Raw genomic sequence first — 17,462 nt, 5'->3', positions numbered from 1 at the left:
GGTGCCCGGTTCACGGGCTGCGTCGGCGGCGCGTCTCAATCGCGGAGGCCCCGTGCGGGTGCGCGGCGATCAACTGGCGTGCGTACAGGGCCGTGTAGTTGTTGTTGAGGCCCTTGACGCCGTGGGGGTGGCGCCAGCGCAGGGCCTCGAACAGTGCCTTCATCCCGACCTGGGTCGCTCCCTGCCCGAGGCGTTCGGTGACGAGCTACTCCACGGCGCGGTAGACCCAGGGGTGCTGTGCGTTGAACGCGCGGAAATGGTCGGTGATGGAGGGGCCGTCCCCGGTGCGGGAGGCCGAGGCCGGGAAGTCCGTCCTGGGTGATGGTGGGCATGTGCGGCGAGGGGTCCTCTCGTACCGGAAGGTCAGGCGGATCGGGCGGTCAGGGTGCGCAGCCGGGCGAAGGCGGTCGCCAGGCCGAGGGCCTGCAGGAGGGCGGCGGCGGTGAGGGCGTGCCCGAGCTGAGCGACCGGGACGGCGGCGACGAGCAGTCCCGCGACGGGGTAGGGCAGCAGGAGCAGCAGGATCGTCACGGCGAGGGTGCTGGCGAACACGTCGGCTGGGATGAGGTGGGAGCGCAGGGTGCGCAGGACGACGGTGAGGCCGCCTTCGCCGGCCATCAGGACGGCGATGAGCAGGAGGTATCCGCCGTAGGTGTGGGTGTGGGCGACCGCGAGGGTCGCTGAGGCGGCGATCGCGGCGGCGGTGGCGCCGACTGGCCACAGGCCCCACCGATCGATCGCCCGGCGGGCGATGGTGATCGCGAGCAGGGAGACGAGGGCCGCAGCGGACCAGACGAGTCCGGCCTGGGCGCTGGAGCGGCCCAGTTCGCCGACCACGATGACCGGCAGGGCCGCCTGGAGCAGGGCGACGGCCGCGTTGGAGACGACCAGGCCGCCCACCAGCCAGGCGAGCGCGGGAAGTCCCCGCAGCGTGCGCCACCCGGTGCGCAATCCGCCCTTGCTGCTCACCACGGCCCTCGCCGCGGTCCGGTGACCGGGGGCGAGGACGGCGGCGAGGACGGAGAACGCGGCGAGCGTGCCGAGCATGACGGCCGGTCCGCCGTGTTCCAGCAGCAGGCCCGCCACCAGGGGTCCGGCGAGCATGGCTGTCTGGTCGATCCCCAGCAGCACGGACTGCACCCGGTGCGCCCCGGCTCCGGCCGCCCGGCTCGCCTCGCCGCCCGCGGTCTCCGCCGCGACATAGCTAAACTCGGTGAGGAAGCCGGTCAGCGGGGCGAGCGTCATCACCGTCACCACCGCCCCAACTCCCGTACCGTGCACGGTCAGCAGGAGCGCGGCCACCACAACGACCAGGGCCCGCAGGGCACACGCGGTGCGGAAGACACGGGCGATCCCGTGACGGTCGACGAGGGTGCCTGCCACCGTGAACGCACCCAGCCGGGGCAGCCACTCCAGCGCGAAGGCCAGTCCGGTCAGCGTCGCCGACCCCGTCGTCGCCACCACGATGAGCGGGATGCCGTAGGTGGCCATGGCGAACGCGGCACCGTCGGCAGTACGGGGCAGGTAGACGCCGCGCACGAGGGACGAGCCGGGGCGGCGGGCATGCCAGGCGGAGCCTGCCCTCACGCGGCGATCTCGGGATCGGCGACCCCGACGACCTGTGGATTGGTGTGCAGCCACTCCTGAAGGAGGCGGCGCAGCCGGGCGAACTCCGTGTCGGCCTCCGGGTCCGCCGGGGCAACGTCGGCACGTCGCCGGGGTCCGCCGGGCGAGGGGCGTACCGGTGGCTGGGCCAGGAGCGCGAGGGTGTGCTGGATCCGGCCGGTGAAGGCGCAGACCGGCGCCGGACGCTCGTGGCGGCGAGCCCAGCGGGCCAGCGCGTCGTACACGTCGGCCAGCTCCACGCCGGCCGTGGTCAGGCTCAGGCCGGCGCCGGGCTGCACGTGGACAAGGCCGAGCACGCGGGCCTGGTCGGCGCTGTGGCGCAGGTGGTCCGCGGGGACGTCGGTGAGGGTGCGGGTCAGCGCGCGGGGCGGGATGGGGCCGTTGTCGTCGATCTCGGTGACCAGGCGGATCAAGGCCGGCGAGGACAGGAGCGCCTGGGCGCGCTGGACGCCGGTGGTGGAGAGGGTGGTCATCGGCGCGGTCCTCCCGCCGGAAGGACCGCCGTCGGGCGGGCGGGGGTGGCGTGGGAGAAGAGTCCGCCGTGCTGCCAGGCCGGGGACGCGTTCGTGCGGGTGTTGGCCGGCGCGGGCGTGGCGATCGGGGCGGGAAGCCGCGCCGGGTTGCTGACCCACTTCTGTGGCGCGGGCAGGGCGTCCGGCCGTCCCCAGACCGGGTGGTGGGCGGCCTGCCGCACGGGCTGTCCCGCGGACCATGCGGACAGCGCGCCCAGGACGGACCCGAGAGCGTCGCCGGCGGCGGACAGCCGGTAGGGGTGCCCGACGCCGTCGGTGTCGACCAGGCCGTCGGCCACGAGCTGGCGCAACGGCGGGTAGACGTTGGTCCAGTCACAGTCGGGCATGACCATCCGGGCCAGCGTCCGGCCGCTGCTCTCCCCGCGGACCTTCAACACCCACAAAAGTGCGACGGCGTGCCGCCGGGTCAGGAGGGTGAGACCGTCCTCGATCTGCTCGATCGCGGGCAGCGGCCTCTCCGGCGTCTCCAGGTTCTTCTCCGCCCAGGTGACGATCAGCGGCAGAACCGGCAGCAGAGCGGCGGCGCGGTCGGTGTGGCCGTAGGTGACGTGCCGGATCGTGTGCTCGGTGCGCTGGACAAGGCCGGCATCGCACAACTGCTTCAGCTTCAGGTGCAGTTGACCATTGAGCAGCCAGGACACCTTGCGCGCGATCTCCTTGTAGCGCAGCGGCTTCCCGTCGAGGGCGAGCAGGATCCTCGCGTTCCAGCGCGGAGTGATCATGGCGAGGGCCTGGGAGACCCGGGCGATATCGGTGCCGGCGTCGGGAGGCAGACCGGTGAGGGCCAAGGGAGCAACTCCTGAGTGAAGGAAGAAAAGAAGGGGGATGCCCGCGAGGGGTCAGCGGCTCGGAGCGGCGCTCGCCGCCGCCACGGGAGGCGCGGGCACGGCGGACGCGGGCGCCGGGGACGGCTCGGGGGCGGCGACGCGCCCCAGGCTCTGGAGTACGGCGAGTCCCGTGGTGGCCTGGACGTCGCGGACGGCGACCGCTTCGGCGAGCCGTCGGGCGCAGTCGAGAATGTGCGACACCTCGTGCGGTCCGATCTGCCCTTCTCCATCGGCGAGTTGGGCGAGCCGGTCGCGGTTCGAAGCGATGCTCTGCTCGGCAAGAGCGAGGCCGTGGTACAGGCCGAAGAGAGCGGAGAGCATGCCAGGCGGCAGGTCCTGCGCATGGGTGGCGAGATCGGCGAGCGGGGCGCCGTAGAGGTCCTCGATGCGTCCGGCGATGACGGTGGACGTCAGGTGGGGCATTCAGGGGCTTTCACGGTTACCGGGCCCGGGCCGCCCCGGCACGCTGCGGTGCCGGGGCGGCGACGGCCGTCGGGCGAGCGGTGGTGACCTGGGCTTGCGCCGTGCGGTGGCCAGTCGGCGGCATCCTGCGCAACAGCTTGTCGACCGCGGCGAGGTACCCGTTGCGGGCATCGAGTGCCGCCTCAAGCCACTCGGCGTCAAACCGAAGGACGTCAGATGACAGTTCGCCCATGTCGAGGTCGGCCGCCGTGGCGGCGTGCACGCGGTCACGGACCCGGGCGACCTGCTCCTCGGCCAGGGCGAGGAAGGACCGCAACTCCAACACGCGGGTCAGGGCCGGGGAGGCATCGGGCAGCACCGCCAGCACGTACAGCTCATCGATCGGAGCCTCGAAGACCTGGTGCAGTCGGGCGTCCACGGAACTGGGCTTGCGCCGGGTGCTCACCGTGTCACGCCCTGTGCGGCCTGCGGCGCGCTGGCCGGCCGGGACGGGGCGCTGGTCGGCACCGCCGGACCCGGGCGGGTGGCGCGGAGGCGGGCCAGCCGTTCGGCGGCAAGGCCCTGCTTGCCCGGGGCCGTCGGATCCAGATACCACCGCAGCGTCTGGGCCCGCCCGTCGCGCCCGACCACGGCTGCCTCGACACGGCGGACCAGGGCATGTGTCCGGTCGGCGACAGGGTCGGGCTGGGTCTCCAGCACCACCATCAGGTCGTGCTCCGCACGGTCGAGGACCGTCTGGGACTCCAGGAGAAGCCCGTGCCAGCGGACGATGTCGGTGGCGTCCGGATTGGCGTCCGGCGCCGCGGCGACGGCGACCTTCAACTGCTCCATGCTGAGTCCGAAACGGGCTTCGATCTGTTCGGTGAGCACGTCCACGACATCGACCGTGCCGTCGGATATCTCGTCGGACAAGAAAGAACTCCTTGGCGGCAAGGGGCCTATCGGCCCCCATGGGCGTGAGAATGCGAAAGAGTGGCCAACTCGGCTTAAAAGGCGGCCGGTTGGTGCCGCGTGCTCGTCAGTCGAGGCACATGCGTACGTCGCGGTAGACGTACGTGCCGGATACCCAGCCGGTGACCTTGGTGGTCTTGTCGGTGATGTACACCCACTTCGCGCCCTTGGTGGTCTTGTGCACCGTGAACCGGTGCGACTTGTAGAGGATGCCGACGGCCGTGGACGCGGTCGTGGCCTTCGAGCGGATGGTCACAGCGCTGGTGCCGTGCACCGCCCACGGCAAGTACGGGTTGCTGGTGCACGACGATGCGGGCAGCACCATGGCGGCGGATACCGGGGCCGCGGTGGCCGCCGAAGCCGACGCAACCGGCAGCGCGAGCGCCCCGAGCACGGCTGCGGATATCGCTATTCGGGTGGAACGCATGCGGAAGAAACCTCCATGCAGGAAAAGAAAGAGGGTGAGGAGAATCGGCCGGGGTTGTTGTCCCGTCGGCCGTAAATAGAGTCCGGAGAATCGCCGGTTTGGCCAACCGGCGATCGTCGGCTATGTTGCGCCGCGCCCGTCGGCGTTGTTGCTCAGCGTGATTTGCCAGGCGGGCGCGGAATGGACGCTGTTGGCGGGAGTGCCGGGCGGGTCGCTGACGTGACCGGCCGGACCGGCGGGAGGGGGCTGGCCGTGCCGGTGAGCCGGTCGTCGCACCACGCCAGGGCCTCTTCGACCGTGGCGAAGCCGCCCTCGCGCAGGGTGTGCGTCCACGCGACGGTGTCGACCTCCTCGACCACGACGCGGAACGGCGAGGTGGCCCGCTCGTCCAGGGCGCGCAGGGCCACCACGGTGACCATGTCGTCCGGGTCGTCGCAGGTGTAGGAGTAGCCGAGGGCGTAGTGGTCGCCGTCGCCCGCGAGGCGTTGTTCCAGCGCCCGCGTCGTCTCGTCCGCCGCCGGCGGCCCCTGCTCGAGGTCGAGGGTGATGGCGTCGGCGGGACAGCCGCGGTGGATCAGCCAGGACTGGGCCATCGAGGGCAGCGGCAGGGTGGCCTTCTCGAAGTCGAACGTCCGCTTCTCGTGGTGCCGGTGCAGGTGGACGGCGATGTACCGGGGGACGCCGGGGTGGCCCAAGGTGGCGGTGCGGTCGAACAGGACGTAGTAGCTGTGCCCACGGCCGGCGGTGTGGTGCTCGGCGAGCGGGACGAGCATGTCCTCGTTGACTTGGACCTGCCGGTAGAAGTCACGGGAGATCTGCTCATCGGCGTCGAGTTCATCAACGCCGAAGTCGACTTCAGGCATGCCGTCCGGGGCGGGCGGTGGTGCAGAGGAGGGCAACAAGAGCCTTTCGGGGGCGGTCAGCGCCGGGGTGCTGGGGTGGACGGCCACGCTCCGGGCCGCGCCGCCACCGTCTGTGCCCCGGCCGACGGGGGACGGCGTCCGGCGGCGAGTGCAGCCCGGCCGGCGTCGGTGAGGCTGACGGGTTGTCCGGCGTGGACCGGGTGGCTGGTGTCGACGGACACGAGCCCGCCGGATACCAGGCACTGCAGTTCGGCGTAGGGGATGCGGGTGCCGGAGGCCGCGGTGACCGCGAGACGGCCGGTCATCAGGTGCTCGTAGAGCTTGGCGCCACCAGCGATGGCAAGCAGAGCCGCCTGATCGGCAATGGAGATCTCCTCGGCCGCCGCTCCGGGAGCCGTGCGGGCGGTGGCCTCGATCGGTTCCAGGGCGGTGAGCACCTGTCGTACGGCGGCGTCCCGGACATCGGCGGCGTCCCGCAGCTGCTTCACGGTGCGCTCGATCCGGCTGAACAGGGCGGTATCGATCGGGAACTCGCCGCTGGACAGGCGGTTCAGCAGGGTGCGGTAGAAGGTCACGCCCGTCTCGGCCTGGACCAGCTCACGGTGCCGGTCGACCAGGCCGGTGTGCGGTGCGTCGAGGACGCCGCGGTCGCGGTGGGCCCACAGGGTGTCGACGTCGTGACCGGTGGCGGCCTCGATCCGGGAGTCGAGCGAGGACAACGCGCGCCGGGCTGCTGCCGACGCGGAATCACGGGACATGAGCGGGGACTTCCGTGTACTCAAAGGGTGTGACGCGAGGGGCTCTGCGCGGCGCGGGGCAGGCCGGGCATCGCGGAGGGCAGAGGGCCGGGCCTCGGTGCCGGGCCTCGGGCCGCGAGCTGCGGCGGCGCCGAGCGCGCCGCGTGCGTGCGCGCGCTCAGCGGGCGGCGCGACATGCCCAGGCGCCGCCCGACCTCGTCGTACACGTCGTTGCCGGCCCGGGGCCGGACGGCCACCACGTAGATCTCCCGCTGGTGCACCGCGTTCTCCGGGGCCGGCCGTAGGCCGTAGACGACCCGCCACTCCTTGCGGGCGTCCACGACCAACTTGCGATAGCCCTCCAGGTCGCCCGTCAGCCGCAGCCCGAAGCGCCGGCCGTTCACGACGTCCTGCAGGCAGGCCAAGGTGAGGTCACGGATGTCGCCGGGGGCCTGAAGCAGGTCGGTCAGGGCGCGGGGATCAAAACTCAAGCCGAAGGCCGACCGTGGCCGTCCCCCGCTCATGCCGTCAGCTCGTACGGTCCACCGGAGTCCGGCGACTCGGGCGGCGTGGCCGTCTTCTGCGGGCGCGCGGACGGGGGCGGACCGGGCAGGATCCGGTGCGCGGGCCGCTCCGGGGAGGTCATGCAGGCCGACAGCGGACCGCCTGGCGCGCGGACGGCGGCGATCGTGTGGGTGAGGAAGTCCCGGTGCCACACCGCCATACCGGACAGGCCCGCCTCGGGATCCTTGTGCTGCTGGTAGGCCATCCACAGGGCGTGCAGCCAGGCGACCACGTCCTGGTGCTCCTGCCACTGCGGGCACCAGGGCGCCGCTGTGGTGACCTCGGCCCCGTAAACGGGAAGGAGCCAGTCGTCCACCCAGTCCGACAACGCGTCGAGTTCGTCCTCGTACGCCTCGCCCTCCAACTCCAGGATCGGCCGCGGCTCCGGGGGCGGTGCCGGGGACGGTCCTCCGAAACCTGGCAGACCAAAGGCGGCGAACGGCGATCCGCCGAGTGCCGGGGCAGCGGCCAGATGGTCGAGCTGGCGGGCCTGCTGCGCCGACTCCTCCATCAGCCGACGCACACTGGCCTCGATCCCCTCCAATTGGGCATCGGGGAGACGGACCGGTTCCAACTCCCCCTCATCCGGGGGTTCTACGGATTCAGGCATGAAAGCAATGGCCTCCTCAGCCGTGGGAATGGCAGGACACGCGAAGCGGTGGCGAACAGGCCGACTCGTAGGAAGGGCGAGGTCCGCCCGGGATACCGGCTTGGATTGCGAAAGGTGCCAACTCTCGCTGGAATGAACCCTGTTGGTGAGTCAGGCGGTGAGGATCAGGTCGTCCTGGGCGAGGGTTGCGCGGAGGGTCTCGGTGAGCCGGTCGGCCGCGACGGCGGCGTACTGCTCGGTCTTCTCCACGCCGATAAAGTCACGGCCTTCGAGAAGTGCGGCGACACCGGTCGAGCCCGAACCGGCGCAGAAGTCGAGCACCGTGCCGCCGTCCGGGCAGATCTTGACCAGCTCGCGCATCACCTCGACGGGCTTTTGCGTGATGTGCCGCCGGGCCGAACCGGACGGCTGCGAGGCGGAGTACATGCCCGGCAGGTAGACCGGGTTGGCCGAGCCGTCGATCGCCCCATTGGAGGCCCAGACGACGAACTCGCAGTTCTGTGTGAAGCGCCCCTTCTGCGGGCGGGCCTGCGGCTTGTGCCAGGCCAGCACGCCGCGCCACAGCCAGCCGGCCGCCTGGATCGCGTCCGTGGTGACGGGCAGCTGGCGCCAGTCGGTGAACAGCAGCGCGGTGCCGCCGGTCTTGGTGAGACGGTGCGCCTCGGTCATGATCTGGGTGAGCCAGAAGCCGTACGAGCGCTGGTCCATGTTCTCGCCGGTGAAGTCCGGCAACGTGTGCTGGGCGTCGGCGGAGGTGTACTTCTGCTTGGCCGACCGGCTCGTGCGTTCCTTCGCGGTCCGGCCGCCCGAGTTGTAGGGCGGATCGGTGATCACGGAATCGACGCAGTCGTCCGGAAGCTTGGAAAGGATGCTCAAGGCGTCGCCCTGATGCAGGGAAAAAGGCAAAGAGGAACCCCGATTCGGGTCGGTGAATGCGCATGCGCAGGGAATGACCGCCTCGCACAATGGCGTCCCCGCGGAACCGAAAATGGGCATGCAGAAGCCCGAGGCCGCAGACCGGGGAGGGCGAGGGAGTCCTAAAACTGTAGGCCCGAATCGGCCGACGACCAAGAAGTACTCGTCCTGGGTACCGGAATCCGGCACCTCCCGCCGACTTTTTGGTCAACGGCCGATTCGGGCCTACTGTTTTTGAACCGCCCGGCGCACACCGCCGCTGGCTTTCTCCCCTCTTTGCCTCCTGGAGGTTCCCTCTGCCACGGCACACCTAGCGCCTTTCGGCCCCGTCGAGCGAGCGGTAACTCGCCCACGGCCGGCCGACGCACCCGATCGCCCACCCCGGCCGCCGCGCCTCCTTCCACGACGCCACGCGCACGCGGCACGCCGGACACCGCATCCAAAGGCCCCTTGATGACGCCTCGTTACCCGCCCCTGCCCAGGCCCCCGGACCGCGACCGCCACCGGGGAGGCTCCTCCGGTTGAAGGGCCTGGCCGCCGGCATCGGCGTCTTCGTCCTCTCCCCTCTCCTCCTCGCCGGCACGGCCATGCTGATGGCCACCAGCAGCGAGGCCGCCCAGACCACCTACTCATCGTTCGGCTGTGTGGGCGACGTCGACACCGACGCCGTCGTGGAGCAGGTCACCAAGATCCTCAACGGCGCGGACGCCAAGACCGTCCATGTCGACGGTCTGTCCCTGCCCGAGGAGCAGATCCCCAACGCCCGCACCATCGTGGCCACCGGGATCAGTCTGAACGTGCCGAAGAAGGGGCAGATCATCGCGCTCGCCACCGCGATGCAGGAATCCCGGCTGCGCAACCTGAACTCCGGCGACCGCGACAGCCTCGGGCTGTTCCAGCAACGGCCGAGCCAGGGCTGGGGCACCCCTACCCAGATCCGCGACCCCGTTTACGCCTCCACCCAGTTCTACAAGCACCTGCTCGCGGTGGCCGGCTGGCAGCAGCTGACCGTCACCCAGGCCGCCCAGAAGGTCCAACGCTCGGCATACCCCGACGCATACGCCGACTGGGAGGACCTGGCGACCGCCCTCCAGAAGGCGATCGCCGCGACGTTCCCCGACGCCGACCAGGACACCAGCGAGACGGACACCGCCTCCGGCACCACGTCCTGCTCGGCGACCGAAGACGGCTCCGGGTACGGCACCATCCCGGAAGGGTCCGTGCCCAAGGGCTACTCGATCCCCAAGGACGCCGATCCCACGGCGCGCAAGGCCATCGCCTGGGCGATGGCACAGCTCGGCACGATGTACCAGTGGGGCGGCACCTGCACCGCGCCGCACGGCCCCGACCCGATGGGCCGCTGCGACTGCAGCTCCCTGACCCAGCAGGCGTACAAGCACGCCGGCATCACCCTCACCCGCACCACGTACACGCAGATCAACCAGGGCAAGGCCGTCTCGCCCAAGGCACTTGAGCCGGGCGACCTGATCTTCTCCCGCGGCAGCGCCGCCCGCCCCGAACACGTCGGCATGTACATCGGCTCTGGACTCGCGATCGAGGCACCAAGGACTGGAAAACCAGTTCGAATAACGCCCCTCGCGGACTGGTCCATCCTCGCCGCGCGCCGCGTCATCTGATCCCTGTTCCGGGCGCGGCAGCCCGGGCCCACCACTCCTGACCGGGACCCCGACCGCCCCCGCGGGCGGGGCCCGCGGGACCCGGCGTCCTGCCCGCCCACTTTCCCCTGACACCACGGAGCACCTCTTTGATATCCCGTCACCGCGCCCAGCGTGCCCTCGCGGCAGCCTCTGTGGGTCTGGCCGTCGCCGCCGGCGGCCTGGCCACCGCCTCCACCGCGCAGGCGTACGACACCGACACAACCAAGATCTCGTGCAGCGCGGTCAAGGTCCGCAAGTCGCCGTCGACGACGGCCACCGCCGTCGGCGTCGCCTACCGAGGCGACAAGATCACCTACGACCAGTGGGTCTACCGCAAGGCCACCAAGACCTGGTGGACCCGGGGCACCGTGACCCGCAAGTCCGACGGAAAGAAGCTGCGCGGCTACGTGATCTACAAGTGCGCCAACCCGTACGGCACCAACGGCGCGCCCACCCCGTCGATCCCGAAGTAACGCGCCCCGGCGGCCTGTTCGGAGTCTGAGCCGCAGCGCCGCCGGCAGCAGTGCCCGATACGCGGCCCCGCCACCAGCTTCGGCGCGACGCCTTCCGTGTCCGCTCCGCCCCCTCGCGGCCCAGGCCGGGCCGGCTGCCTGCCGCCCCGCTGGCCGGCCATCCGTCTCCGAGGCAGTCGCCCCGCCCTTCCTCTCATTCCGTGATCCCCCGCGCGCCGGTTTCGGCGTGCCCAAGGAGCCTTGTTGCACCTGCTTTCAACTGTGCAGTACCTGGCCTACGACCCCGGCATCACGCCCTCCGGCGGCGGGCTTCCCGGCCTCGCGGTGCTGAAGAACGTCGTCAACTCGATCAACCTGTTCGCAATCGTCGCCGTCGTCGGCGCGCTCGCCGTCTCCCTCGGTGTGTGGGCCTGGGGCCACCACACCGGCGGCCACCAGGCCGAGGCCAACGGCAAGAAGGGCGCCGTCGTCTCGGCGGGCGCCGCCCTCGGCCTCGGCGCCGCCAACGGGATCGTGGCGTTCTTCTCCGCCCTGGGGTCGCAAGTCCACTGATGCCGAAACAACCCCTCTCCCTGTCCGGCTACGGCCTCGGCTGGTCGACCCGGCAACGGGTCAGCGTCATCGCGATCGGCCTGGCCGTCCTGCTGGTCCTCGCCGCCGTCGTCGCCCTGCTCACCGGGCGCACCACAGCCAGCGACAACCAGACCGCCGCTCCGTCCACCGGGCCGAGCAGCAGCACCGCCACGTCCGCCGGCCCGTCGGCGTCGGCCGGGACCGGTTCGGTGGCGAAGCCTCCGCAGCTGTCAGACCCGGTCGCCTTCGCCAAGACCGCCGCCGCGATGCTCTGGTCGTACGACACCCGCACCACCAGCCGCGATGAGCAGCTCGCCGGGATGCGGGCGTGGCTGACGTCGGAGACGAAGTACGCCGACTGGTCCTCGACCGCCGCGCAGGTGCCGGATCCGGTGCTGTGGTCGCGGATGGCCGACCAGGACCAGTACGCCACCGCCACCGTCACCGAGGCCCACTACCCCTCGGCCTTCAAGGAAGCACTGGCGGACGACCCGTCGGCGATCACCGAGGCGTACATCTACGCCGTCACCGTCACCGGCAAGCAGCAGATCGCCTGGACGAAGGGCGGAGCCGGCGCCGAGGACCGCTCCATCACCCTCGCCGTGCAGTGCCGCCCCAACGCGAGCTGCTCCCTGGTCTCCATCGCCCCGAGCGTCGTGCCCTGACACACCCTCACCTGAGAAAGGAGGGACTCCCCTTTGGGCTTCTGCGACCTGCCCGTCGCGTCCCAGCTCTGTGCCGTCGGCGACGCCGTGGACTTCGCCTCCGACCCCGGCACGGCCATCGGCAACTGGATGGCCAAGAGCACAGGCGAACTCGCCGCCGCCGCAGCCGACTTGGCCGCCGAGGCGGTCAACACCACCACCAAGGTCGACCTGAATGCCGGGTGGTTCCGAGACAACTACGAGATGATCCTGCCGATCGGCCTGATCTGCCTCGTCGCCACGTTCTGCGCCCAGCTCGTACGCGCCGCGATCCGCCGCGACGGCCAAGCGCTCACCCAGGCATTCACCGGCACCGCCACCGGCGTGATCTTCGCGTTCACCGCGATTGCCTTCACCACCGTCGCCATCGAAGTCGTCGACGCCCTCTCCGACGGCCTCCTCAAAGCCGCCAACCTCGACATCGCCACGGCAGTACGGCGCATCGTCAAGGTAGGACAGATCGCCGAGTTGTCCGGCCTGGGCTGGCTCGTCACCGTCTTCGTCGGCATCGGCGCCGCGATCGGCGCCATGCTCTACTGGTGCGTGATGATGGTCCGCAAGGTCGGCATCCTCGTCATGGTCACCCTCGCCGTCTTCGCCGGAGCCGGCGGCGGCTGGGAAGCCGCCCGACGCTGGCGCAAGGGCTGGATCGAAGCCACCGCCACCCTCGTGGTCAGCAAGCTCCTCATGACCGTGATCTTCGTGCTCGGCATCGCGGCGATGGGCAAGACCGAGGCCAAGGACGGTATCGCCGCCCTCGCCGACGTCATGGCCGGCATCGTCATCATGGCCCTGGTCCTGCTGTGCCCGTACGCCACGTTCAAGTTCGTGCACTGGGCCGCCTCCGAAGGCTCCGACGCGGAAACGTTGCACCGCTCCGGCGGGGCCGGCGCGCAGATGGCCCGCCAGCACGCCGAACGTGCCGGACGCAAGGCCGGTGCCGCGGTCGCCACCGCCGGAACCGGCGGAGCCGCCGCAGCAGCAGGAGGCGCACCCCAGGGTCCAGACGCCGTCCCCGGCGGCTTCCCGGGCGATATCGCCTCCCACCCCACCCCGAGCGCCGGCACCGAAGGCAGCAACTCAGGAACCTCGTCGTCCGGCAGCGAGGAGACCAAGAGCGGTCCGGACAAGGCCGTGCAGCCCCCGCCGACTCATGTCGCCGACGACACCAGCAGCCAGATGGGCGGAACCCCCAGCCCAGGCGGCTCGGGGTCCGGCACCGCGGCCGGCCCGGCTGGTGGATGGCAGTCCTCTCCGCCGACCACGGCTCCGCCGCCGCAGGGCGCCCCGCCGTCCCCGAACTCCAGCAGTTCGACCGGGAACGGCACGCCACCGCCTTCGCCTACCGGCCTCTGACCTGCCCTTCGCGCCGGGGCGGCACCGCGCACCCGCACCCGTGGGGGTGCCGTCCCGGCCCCGCGCTCCATCGGAAACCGGCTCCTTGTCTGAACTCGCTTCCCCGATCACGGTCAAATTCCCGCACCGATCCCGGCGCGGCATTCTCCTGGGCCTCTCCCTCCCCCAACTCATGCTCGTCTCCACGGCGTTGGCGCTACTCCTGATTACGGTGGTGACCAGCGGGCTGCTCGGCGCGCTCGTCCTGACCCCCGTCTGGGCCGTCGCCGCCGCCCTGGTGGCGGTGCGCCGCAACGGCCGCTCCCTGATCGACTGGGCGCCGATCGTCACCCGCTACGCCCACCGCCGCCGCACCGGCCAGACCCTGTGGCTGGCCCGGCCCGTCACCCGGCCCCGCCAGGACGGCATCCTGCACCTGCCCGGCACCGCCGCCTCGTTGAAGGTGGTCACGCCCGGCGACTCCGCCAACGGAGCCGCCGCCGTGCACGACCCCCACAGCCAGACCCTCACCGCCGTCGCCCGCGTCACCTCACGCGCGTTCGCGCTCTTGGACCCGGCCAGCCAGAACCACAACGTCGCCGGATGGGGGCGGGCCCTGGCGGGCATCGCCCGCACCGGGCACGTCGCCACCGTGCAGGTCCTGGAGCGCACCGTCCCCGACAGCGGCGACACCCTCGCCCGCCACTGGACCCACTATGGCCGCCCCGAAACCCCGGTCGCCGGACAGGTCTACAGCGACCTGGTCGCCTCCGCGGGACCGGCCGCCGCCCCACACGAGACGTACCTGGCGATCTCTCTCGACCTCAAGGCCGCCAAGCGCCTGATCTCCCAGGCAGGAGGCGGACTGCCCGGCAGCTTCACCGTGATGGAGCAGACCACCTCAGCCATCGCCCAGGCCGCGCGCAGCGCCGGACTGATGGTGACCGGCTGGCTGACCGCGCGGGAGATCGCCGCCGTCATCCGCACCGCCTACGACCCGGCGGCGCTGTCCGCGCTGCAGCAGTGGTCTCCCGCCGGCCGGGCGGAAGCCGATCCGGCCGCCGCCGGGCCCGTGGTCCAGGTCGAGGAGTACGACCGGCTCGCCACCGATACAGCCCGGCACGCCACCTACTGGGTCGAGGACTGGCCCCGCACCGAAACCTCGGCGGGCTTTCTGCACGGCCTGATGTTCACCGCCGGGGTCCGCCGTGCCCTCTCCCTTATCTACGTGCCGCAGGGGCTCGAGTCCGCGATGCGCGACGTGCAGCGCACGAAGGCGGCGATCATCGCGGACGCCACCGAACGCTCGCGCCGCGGACAGGTCGACTCCGAAGCAGACTCCGTCGAATACGCCGACGTCAAGATGCGGGAACGGCAGCTGATCGCCGGGCACGCCGACGTGGCGCTGACCGGGCTGCTCACCGTGTCCGCTGCAACCGACGCGCTCCTGGATGCCGCGTGCGCGCAGATCGAGACCGCCGCCGTCACCGCCCAGGTCGACCTGAGACGGCTCTACTACCAGCAGCCCGACGCCTTCACGCTCGGCGCCCTTCCGCTCGCCCGCTCGGCCCTGTGACCCCCGCCCCCGTGCCGGCCGACGTCCTGCCGCCGCGGCAGGAAGGAACTCTTCCCCTTTGACCTCTGCTCTTCCCGTCGACGACGCGTACCCGTATCTGCGGGCCGCCAGCGCCGGCATCCGCCACCACGCCCGCGCCCTCGCCCCACGCACCCAGCACACCACTGCACCCGCCAACCGCGTGCACCTCGACGTGCTGCACGCCCACCTGACCGCGCTGCACCACCTGCTCGACCAGCTCGCCGCAACCACACGGCCCCCGTACCCGGCCGCCGGACGGCATCTGGCCACCGCGCACACCCGGCTGTTCCAGGCCGCCGCCGCGGTACACGACGCCTTCCACCTCCTGCCCGTCGCGGACACGACGCCGACGGACACGGAATGCCACCCCGAGCGGCTGCCCGAGGGACCACCCGTCCTGACCATCTGCCAGCGCCACCTCGCCGCCGGTCACATCGTCCGCCGCAAGACCACCCCGAGCGACCTCAACACCCCGCTGCACGGCCACACCACCGCCTGCAGCCGATAACCCCGTACCACCGAAAGGCCCCGCACTTGCGCGCCCTGAAGCGCTCCACCTCCGCCGCCATCGCCCTCGCCACGCTCGCCGGCACCGCCGCCCTGGCCACCGCCACTCCGGCATCCGCCGCCAGCTACCACTGCAAGACCAGCAGCCACTCGGTCGACGACCCGAGCTACACCGGTCCCGACTCGGACAACTGGGACTTCGACGTCACGCTGTGCGCCATGCGCTCCGGCGGCTACATCTACACCACCGCCACCGTCTACTGGGACGGCCCGTACACGGCGAAGAACCGCTCGACCCTGACCTTCAACAAGGCCCGGTTCGTCCTCCAGACCAAGAAGAGCGTCAAGGGCACGGACCCGGTCGTGAAGTCGGGCGCCTACACCGGACTTGAGCACGCGCTCGAACACAGCAGCAGCAACGGCAACGGCTCGTACTCGACCGGCACCCTCAAGTACAAGGCGGGCTCCGGGCGTTACCTCGCCGACGGCTACATCCAGCTGGACTGGTCGGGCGACGGCAAGAGCTACCGGGCTCCGATTCTCTTCACCGCCTCGCCGGCCGTCTGACCGCCGCTCCGCCGTCCCACCGCCGTCACGTGAAAGCCGCCCCGCCATGAGTCACCGGCCTGCGCGCCGAGCCCGCCGCGCCAGCGCCAGCCCCCTGTTCACCCCACACCACGCCGACCGTGCTTCCCGCAAGGCCGCCCGTCGGCAGCTCGCCGAGGCCGCCGCGAAAGCGCGCGCCGAGGCCGCCGCCCACACCAGCGGCCCCGACGTGGAAGAACAGGCCATGCCGGCGCCCCTCTTCCCGCCCGCCGGTCGGCCCGGCCCCGCGTCCGCCCGCCACAGCAGGCTCAAGCTCCCCGCCCACCGTATGACCACCGCCACCGCGAGCGGGGCCTACCCGTTCCTCGCCGAAGGCGGCCTCGGCGCCGAGGGCATCTACATCGGCCGCGACGTCCACGCCGAAGCCAGCTTCTGCTTCGACCCGTTCACCCTGTACGGCAAGATCGAGGGCTTCACCAACCCGAACATCCTGCTGGCCGGGGTGATCGGCCAGGGCAAGTCGGCGCTGGCCAAGTCCTTCGCGCTGCGGTCGATCGCCTTCGGCTACCGGGTCTACGTCCCCTGCGACCCGAAGGGGGAGTGGACGCCGGTGGCCCAGGCGCTGGGCGGCACCTCCATCGCGCTCGGGCCGGGCCTGCCCGGCAAGCTGAACCCCCTGGACGCAGCTCCCCGGCCCACCGGCGTCTCGGAGGCCGACTGGGCGGGCGAGATCCGCAAACGCCGCCTGCTGCTGCTCGGCTCACTGGCCCGCACCGTGCTCGGGCGGGACCTGCTGCCGATGGAACACACCGGCCTCGACGTCGCCCTGGACGCCGTCGTCACCCGCGCCACCGCCACCGGACGCACCCCGCTGCTCGGCGACATCGCCGCCACCCTCAACAACCCCGACGAACTCGACCGGGCCGCCGACCTGATGTCCGGACGCCTCGGCGACGCCTCCCGCGACCTCGCCCACGCCATGCGCCGCCTCGTCCACGGCGACCTCGCCGGCATGTTCGACGCCCCCAGCACCGTCACATTCGACCCCCACTCACCAATGCTCACCATCGACCTGTCCCGCCTGGGCGGCTCCGGCGACGACACCGCCCTCGTCCTCGCCATGACCTGCGCCTCCGCCTGGATGGAATCCGCGCTCACCGACCCGAACGGCGGCAGGCGCTGGATCGTCTACGACGAAGCCTGGCGCCTGATGCGCCACCCCGGCCTCCTGCAGCGCATGCAGTCCCAGTGGAAGCTGAGCCGCGGCCTGGGCATCGCCAACCTGATGGTGATCCACCGGCTGTCCGACCTGCTCACCGCCGGCGACGCCGGATCCCGCGGGCGCGCGCTCGCCGAGGGCCTCCTCGCCGACTGTTCCACCCGCATCATCTACCGCCAGGAGACCGACCAACTCCACGCCGCCGCAGCCCTCCTGGGGCTGACCACGGTGGAGACCGGCGCGGTCTCCCACCTCAACCGGGGACGGGGGCTCTGGCGGGTCGCCGGACGATCTTTCATCGTCCAGCATCAACTCCACCCGCACGAGCTGGCGCTCTTCGACACCGACGCCCGCATGCACTGAAACCCCTGCGG

22 protein-coding genes are annotated in these 17,462 nt (G+C 71.4%); 9 read left to right on the top strand and 13 right to left on the bottom strand.

Annotation, left to right across the window (positions count from 1 at the left end; translation table 11 throughout):
• Positions 1-10: 10 nt before the first annotated feature.
• The 13 genes from ACFY1L_RS36250 to ACFY1L_RS36190 all read right to left on the bottom strand — a co-directional run bounded on the left by ACFY1L_RS36250 (position 11) and on the right by ACFY1L_RS36190 (position 8,467).
• Entirely contained in the window at positions 11-163 is a 153-nt protein-coding gene (locus tag ACFY1L_RS36250; RefSeq protein ID WP_388833919.1) for a hypothetical protein, read from the bottom strand.
• Positions 164-363: 200 nt separating this feature from the next.
• Positions 364-1,587: an MFS transporter gene (locus ACFY1L_RS36245; protein WP_388833916.1), complete on the bottom strand. Its 1,224-nt coding sequence runs from the start codon at positions 1,585-1,587 to the stop codon at positions 364-366.
• On the bottom strand, positions 1,584-2,099 hold the full coding sequence (locus ACFY1L_RS36240; protein WP_388833913.1) for a hypothetical protein: 516 nt from the start codon (positions 2,097-2,099) through the stop codon (positions 1,584-1,586). The genes ACFY1L_RS36245 and ACFY1L_RS36240 overlap by 4 nt, the downstream gene beginning before the upstream one ends.
• The gene (locus tag ACFY1L_RS36235; RefSeq protein WP_388833910.1) at positions 2,096-2,947 is read right to left on the bottom strand and encodes a winged helix-turn-helix transcriptional regulator; all 852 of its coding nucleotides are present in this window, start codon (positions 2,945-2,947) and stop codon (positions 2,096-2,098) included. Before ACFY1L_RS36235 ends, ACFY1L_RS36240 begins: the two co-directional genes overlap by 4 nt.
• A 51-nt stretch (positions 2,948-2,998) precedes the next feature.
• Positions 2,999-3,409, bottom strand: coding sequence for a hypothetical protein (locus ACFY1L_RS36230; RefSeq protein ID WP_388833907.1), 411 nt, complete (start codon positions 3,407-3,409; stop codon positions 2,999-3,001).
• Positions 3,410-3,425: 16 nt separating this feature from the next.
• Complete coding sequence (locus tag ACFY1L_RS36225; RefSeq protein WP_388833904.1) at positions 3,426-3,854, bottom strand: hypothetical protein; 429 nt, start codon at positions 3,852-3,854, stop codon at positions 3,426-3,428.
• Positions 3,851-4,321, bottom strand: coding sequence for a hypothetical protein (locus ACFY1L_RS36220; protein WP_388833901.1), 471 nt, complete (start codon positions 4,319-4,321; stop codon positions 3,851-3,853). Before ACFY1L_RS36220 ends, ACFY1L_RS36225 begins: the two co-directional genes overlap by 4 nt.
• Before the next feature lie 106 nt (positions 4,322-4,427).
• Entirely contained in the window at positions 4,428-4,787 is a 360-nt protein-coding gene (locus ACFY1L_RS36215; RefSeq protein WP_388833898.1) for an SH3 domain-containing protein, read from the bottom strand.
• 152 nt (positions 4,788-4,939) lie between these two features.
• Positions 4,940-5,650: a hypothetical protein gene (locus ACFY1L_RS36210; RefSeq protein ID WP_388833895.1), complete on the bottom strand. Its 711-nt coding sequence runs from the start codon at positions 5,648-5,650 to the stop codon at positions 4,940-4,942.
• A 56-nt stretch (positions 5,651-5,706) separates the two neighbouring features.
• Positions 5,707-6,408: a hypothetical protein gene (locus tag ACFY1L_RS36205; RefSeq protein WP_388833892.1), complete on the bottom strand. Its 702-nt coding sequence runs from the start codon at positions 6,406-6,408 to the stop codon at positions 5,707-5,709.
• A gap of 20 nt (positions 6,409-6,428) precedes the next feature.
• Positions 6,429-6,911 carry a hypothetical protein gene (locus tag ACFY1L_RS36200; RefSeq protein WP_388833883.1) on the bottom strand — a complete coding sequence of 161 codons (483 nt, stop codon included), beginning with the start codon at positions 6,909-6,911 and terminating at the stop codon, positions 6,429-6,431.
• Entirely contained in the window at positions 6,908-7,462 is a 555-nt protein-coding gene (locus ACFY1L_RS36195; protein WP_388834740.1) for a DUF4913 domain-containing protein, read from the bottom strand. Before ACFY1L_RS36195 ends, ACFY1L_RS36200 begins: the two co-directional genes overlap by 4 nt.
• A 249-nt stretch (positions 7,463-7,711) precedes the next feature.
• Positions 7,712-8,467, bottom strand: coding sequence for a DNA-methyltransferase (locus tag ACFY1L_RS36190; RefSeq protein ID WP_388833880.1), 756 nt, complete (start codon positions 8,465-8,467; stop codon positions 7,712-7,714).
• Positions 8,468-8,997: 530 nt separating this feature from the next.
• On the opposite strand from ACFY1L_RS36190, the gene ACFY1L_RS36185 reads away from it, so the two are divergent.
• The 9 genes from ACFY1L_RS36185 (at position 8,998) to ACFY1L_RS36145 (ending at position 17,451) form a co-directional block, all read left to right on the top strand.
• The gene (locus tag ACFY1L_RS36185; RefSeq protein ID WP_388833877.1) at positions 8,998-10,113 is read left to right on the top strand and encodes a C40 family peptidase; all 1,116 of its coding nucleotides are present in this window, start codon (positions 8,998-9,000) and stop codon (positions 10,111-10,113) included.
• Positions 10,114-10,241: 128 nt separating this feature from the next.
• Positions 10,242-10,607: a hypothetical protein gene (locus tag ACFY1L_RS36180; protein ID WP_388833875.1), complete on the top strand. Its 366-nt coding sequence runs from the start codon at positions 10,242-10,244 to the stop codon at positions 10,605-10,607.
• Positions 10,608-10,850: 243 nt separating this feature from the next.
• Complete coding sequence (locus tag ACFY1L_RS36175; RefSeq protein WP_171143247.1) at positions 10,851-11,159, top strand: DUF6112 family protein; 309 nt, start codon at positions 10,851-10,853, stop codon at positions 11,157-11,159.
• The gene (locus tag ACFY1L_RS36170; RefSeq protein WP_388833872.1) at positions 11,159-11,845 is read left to right on the top strand and encodes a hypothetical protein; all 687 of its coding nucleotides are present in this window, start codon (positions 11,159-11,161) and stop codon (positions 11,843-11,845) included. The genes ACFY1L_RS36175 and ACFY1L_RS36170 overlap by 1 nt, the downstream gene beginning before the upstream one ends.
• A gap of 33 nt (positions 11,846-11,878) precedes the next feature.
• Positions 11,879-13,240: an ATP-binding protein gene (locus ACFY1L_RS36165; RefSeq protein ID WP_388833869.1), complete on the top strand. Its 1,362-nt coding sequence runs from the start codon at positions 11,879-11,881 to the stop codon at positions 13,238-13,240.
• 85 nt (positions 13,241-13,325) lie between these two features.
• Positions 13,326-14,795 (top strand): SCO6880 family protein, encoded by a 1,470-nt coding sequence (locus tag ACFY1L_RS36160; RefSeq protein WP_388833866.1) that lies wholly within the window; start codon positions 13,326-13,328, stop codon positions 14,793-14,795.
• 58 nt (positions 14,796-14,853) lie between these two features.
• On the top strand, positions 14,854-15,324 hold the full coding sequence (locus tag ACFY1L_RS36155; protein WP_388833863.1) for a DUF6238 family protein: 471 nt from the start codon (positions 14,854-14,856) through the stop codon (positions 15,322-15,324).
• A 26-nt stretch (positions 15,325-15,350) separates the two neighbouring features.
• Positions 15,351-15,890, top strand: a complete 540-nt coding sequence (locus ACFY1L_RS36150) for a hypothetical protein (RefSeq protein ID WP_388833860.1) — start codon at positions 15,351-15,353, stop codon at positions 15,888-15,890.
• Positions 15,891-15,936: 46 nt separating this feature from the next.
• Entirely contained in the window at positions 15,937-17,451 is a 1,515-nt protein-coding gene (locus ACFY1L_RS36145) for an ATP-binding protein (protein WP_388833858.1), read from the top strand.
• The last annotated feature ends 11 nt before the right edge of the window (positions 17,452-17,462 follow it).

Source organism: Streptomyces sp. NPDC001663 (genome assembly GCF_042893105.1).
Taxonomy (GTDB): domain Bacteria; phylum Actinomycetota; class Actinomycetes; order Streptomycetales; family Streptomycetaceae; genus Streptomyces.
This window is presented reverse-complemented; position numbering and strand designations above follow the sequence as displayed.